Here is a 4,806-nt window from a genome sequence, read left to right as displayed (position 1 = left end):
ATTAAAGCTTCGGCGGTAAGAGATGAGTATGCGTTCTATTAGCTAGATGGTGTGGTAACGGCACACCATGGCAACGATAGATAGGGGCCCTGAGAGGGGGATCCCCCACACTGGTACTGAGACACGGACCAGACTCCTACGGGAGGCAGCAGTGAGGAATATTGGACAATGGAGGCAACTCTGATCCAGCCATGCCGCGTGCAGGAAGACTGCCCTATGGGTTGTAAACTGCTTTTATACAGGAAGAAACCGCTCTACGTGTAGAGCTCTGACGGTACTGTAAGAATAAGGATCGGCTAACTCCGTGCCAGCAGCCGCGGTAATACGGAGGATCCAAGCGTTATCCGGAATCATTGGGTTTAAAGGGTCCGTAGGTGGATAATTAAGTCAGGGGTGAAAGTCTGCAGCTCAACTGTAGAATTGCCTTTGATACTGGTTATCTTGAGTTATTATGAAGTAGTTAGAATATGTAGTGTAGCGGTGAAATGCATAGATATTACATAGAATACCAATTGCGAAGGCAGATTACTAATAATCAACTGACACTGATGGACGAAAGCGTGGGGAGCGAACAGGATTAGATACCCTGGTAGTCCACGCCGTAAACGATGGTTACTAGCTGTTCGGACTTCGGTCTGAGTGGCTAAGCGAAAGTGATAAGTAACCCACCTGGGGAGTACGTTCGCAAGAATGAAACTCAAAGGAATTGACGGGGGCCCGCACAAGCGGTGGAGCATGTGGTTTAATTCGATGATACGCGAGGAACCTTACCAGGGCTTAAATGTAGATTGACAGGACTAGAGATAGTTTTTCCTTCGGGCAATTTACAAGGTGCTGCATGGTTGTCGTCAGCTCGTGCCGTGAGGTGTCAGGTTAAGTCCTATAACGAGCGCAACCCCTGTTGTTAGTTGCCAGCGAGTCATGTCGGGAACTCTAACAAGACTGCCAGTGCAAACTGTGAGGAAGGTGGGGATGACGTCAAATCATCACGGCCCTTACGTCCTGGGCTACACACGTGCTACAATGGTATAGACAGAGAGCAGCCACTGGGCGACCAGGAGCGAATCTATAAACTATATCACAGTTCGGATCGGAGTCTGCAACTCGACTCCGTGAAGCTGGAATCGCTAGTAATCGCATATCAGCCATGATGCGGTGAATACGTTCCCGGGCCTTGTACACACCGCCCGTCAAGCCATGGAAGCTGGGAGTGCCTGAAGTCCGTCACCGCAAGGAGCGGCCTAGGGTAAAATTGGTAACTAGGGCTAAGTCGTAACAAGGTAGCCGTACCGGAAGGTGCGGCTGGAACACCTCCTTTCTAGAGAAAGACGACTAAGCGAAATCACAATTAAAGAAAGAAGTTGTTTATTCTTTTGCTGTTAATTTAATAATCTATTATAGTAGAGTCTCATAGCTCAGCTGGTTAGAGCGCTACACTGATAATGTAGAGGTCGGCAGTTCGAGTCTGCCTGAGACTACTAACTATAATAATATAAAGGAAATTCTATAGGTTGAGAATTCTAAATTCAAAATTGAGAATTCTTAGATGATAAGAATTACAATGGGGGATTAGCTCAGCTGGCTAGAGCGCCTGCCTTGCACGCAGGAGGTCATCGGTTCGACTCCGATATTCTCCACAATTCTACATTAGGTAGAAAAAAGTTCATTGACATATTGAAAAAAGATACATAAAAATAAGGATTAGATTAATCTAATCTACAAATAATATTTATGGATTAATTAGAATCACAACGAGCGATATCTAATTAATCACAATGTTTAATTTATGGGGTGTAAGAAACATTAGTTGGTATTTATTTACTAGTTATAGGGACTGAAAACTGTAGGTTAAATAGTAACTCATTAAAAAGACAAATAGTGCAATAAGCTAAATAAGAGCGTATGGGGAATGCCTTGGCTCTCAGAGGCGATGAAGGACGTGATAAGCTGCGAAAAGCTGCGGGGATTGGCACATACAAATTGATCCGCAGATATCCGAATGGGGCAACCCAGCATGTTGAAGACATGTTATGCCGTAAGGCAAGCAAACCCGGAGAACTGAAACATCTAAGTACCCGGAGGAGAAGAAAACAAAAGTGATTCCGATAGTAGCGGCGAGCGAAATCGGATTAGCCCAAACCAGTATTGTTACGGCAATACTGGGGTTGTAGGACCACGATATTTGATGCGCAATGAATTAGAATACTTTGGAAAGAGTAACCATAGAGGGTGATAGTCCCGTATAAGTAAAGAACGTTATTGATAGTGGTATCCTGAGTAGTGCGGGACACGTGTAATCCTGTATGAATTTGGCGGGACCATCCGTTAAGGCTAAATACTCCTGAGAGACCGATAGTGAACTAGTACCGTGAGGGAAAGGTGAAAAGAACCTTGAATAAAGGAGTGAAAAAGATCCTGAAACCATACGCTTACAAGCGGTCGGAGCCCCTTTGGGGTGACGGCGTGCCTTTTGCATAATGAGCCTACGAGTTACCGTTGCTAGCAAGGTTAAGGACTTCAGGTCCGCAGCCGTAGCGAAAGCGAGTCTGAATAGGGCGCTTTAGTTAGTAGTGGTAGACGCGAAACCGTGTGATCTACCCATGGGCAGGGTGAAGCTGTAGTAACATACAGTGGAGGCCCGAACCGATATACGTTGAAAAGTGTTCGGATGACCTGTGGGTAGGGGTGAAAGGCCAATCAAACTCGGAAATAGCTCGTACTCCCCGAAATGCATTTAGGTGCAGCGTTGATTTATAGTTTTATAGAGGTAGAGCTACTGATTGGATGCGGGGGCTTCACCGCCTACCAATTCCTGACAAACTCCGAATGCTATAAAATGTTAATCAGCAGTGAGGGCATGGGTGCTAAGGTCCATGTCCGAGAGGGAAAGAACCCAGACCATCAGCTAAGGTCCCAAAATATATGTTAAGTTGAATAAACGAGGTTGAACTGCTTAGACAGCTAGGATGTTGGCTTGGAAGCAGCCATTCATTTAAAGAGTGCGTAACAGCTCACTAGTCGAGCGGTTCGGCATGGATAATAATCGGGCATAAACATATTACCGAAGCTATGGACTCCGCCTTAAGGGCGCGAGTGGTAGGGGAGCATTGTAGTGTCGTCGAAGGTGTGCTGTGAGGCATGCTGGAGAAGCTACAAAAGAAAATGTAGGCATAAGTAACGATAATGCGGGCGAGAAACCCGCACACCGAAAGACTAAGGTTTCCTCAGCTATGCTAATCAGCTGAGGGTTAGTCGGGACCTAACGCGAACCCGAAAGGGGAAGTGGATGGACAACAGGTTAATATTCCTGTACCTGCTCACAATAAAAGTGACGGAGGCGTGTATTTGGTGCGTACTGACGGAATAGTACGTTGAAGCGAGTAGTAATACCGCGATAGTACACTGAGACTACGGTCAAGGTGATAATCCAGAGAAGCGACTTCCAAGAAAAGCGAGTGAAGCAGCCCGTACCCTAAACCGACACAGGTAGTTGGGATGAGAATTCTAAGGTGCTCGAGAGATTCATGGCTAAGGAACTAGGCAAAATCGGCCCGTAACTTCGGGAGAAGGGTCGCCCATCTTCGGATGGGCCGCAGTGAAAAGGTCCAGGCGACTGTTTATCAAAAACACAGGGCTCTGCTAAATCGAAAGATGATGTATAGGGCCTGACACCTGCCCGGTGCTGGAAGGTTAAGTGGAGGGTTTAGCTTCGGCGAAGATCTGAAATGAAGCCCCAGTAAACGGCGGCCGTAACTATAACGGTCCTAAGGTAGCGAAATTCCTTGTCGGGTAAGTTCCGACCTGCACGAATGGTGTAACGATCTGGACACTGTCTCAGCCATGAGCTCGGTGAAATTGTAGTATCGGTGAAGATGCCGATTACCCGCAGTGGGACGAAAAGACCCCGTGAACCTTTACTATAGCTTAGTATTGGCTTTGGATAAGTAATGTGTAGGATAGGTGGGAGACTTTGAAGCGGCGTCGCTAGGCGTTGTGGAGTCATTGTTGAAATACCACCCTTTGCTTATCTAGAGTCTAACCTCTAATAGAGGGACAGTGCTTGGTGGGTAGTTTGACTGGGGTGGTCGCCTCCAAAAGAGTAACGGAGGCTTCTAAAGGTTCCCTCAGCACGCTTGGTAACCGTGCGTAGAGTGCAATGGCATAAGGGAGCTTGACTGAGAGACATACAGGTCGATCAGGTACGAAAGTAGAGCATAGTGATCCGGTGGTTCCGTATGGAAGGGCCATCGCTCAAAGGATAAAAGGTACTCCGGGGATAACAGGCTGATCTCCCCCAAGAGCTCATATCGACGGGGGGGTTTGGCACCTCGATGTCGGCTCGTCACATCCTGGGGCTGGAGAAGGTCCCAAGGGTTGGGCTGTTCGCCCATTAAAGTGGCACGCGAGCTGGGTTCAGAACGTCGTGAGACAGTTCGGTCTCTATCTACTGTGGGCGTTAGAAATTTGAGTGGATCTGACTCTAGTACGAGAGGACCGAGTTGGACTAACCTCTGGTGTACCAGTTGTTCCGCCAGGAGCATTGCTGGGTAGCTACGTTGGGAAAGGATAAGCGCTGAAAGCATATAAGCGCGAAACCTACCACAAGATGAGATTTCTTTAAAGGGTCGTGGAAGATTACCACGTTGATAGGCTATAGGTGTAAAGGCAGTAATGTCATAGCCGAGTAGTACTAATAACCCATAGGCTTATTGCACACCTGTTTTTTTATAAAGTGTAATTAAATATTAGTTTTTTATGTATGTATGACGTGTAACGTTCTTTTTTCAATATGTTATTTTTATACGG

General features: G+C 46.8%; 2 tRNA genes and 2 rRNA genes. All 4 read left to right on the top strand.

Going from position 1 to position 4,806, the window contains the following annotated elements:
* Positions 1-1,318: ribosomal RNA gene (locus H593_RS0115195) — 16S ribosomal RNA — on the top strand; the annotation flags it as partial.
* Positions 1,319-1,404: 86 nt separating this feature from the next.
* Positions 1,405-1,478: transfer RNA gene (locus H593_RS0115190), tRNA-Ile, on the top strand.
* Positions 1,479-1,563: 85 nt separating this feature from the next.
* A tRNA-Ala gene (locus H593_RS0115185) sits at positions 1,564-1,637 on the top strand.
* A gap of 244 nt (positions 1,638-1,881) precedes the next feature.
* A 23S ribosomal RNA gene (locus H593_RS0115180) occupies positions 1,882-4,714 on the top strand.
* Positions 4,715-4,806 lie beyond the last annotated feature (92 nt).

This window comes from Psychroserpens burtonensis DSM 12212, from assembly GCF_000425305.1.
GTDB lineage: Bacteria > Bacteroidota > Bacteroidia > Flavobacteriales > Flavobacteriaceae > Psychroserpens > Psychroserpens burtonensis.
Note: the sequence above shows the minus strand (reverse complement) of the source record. Positions and strands in the feature narration are given on the sequence as shown.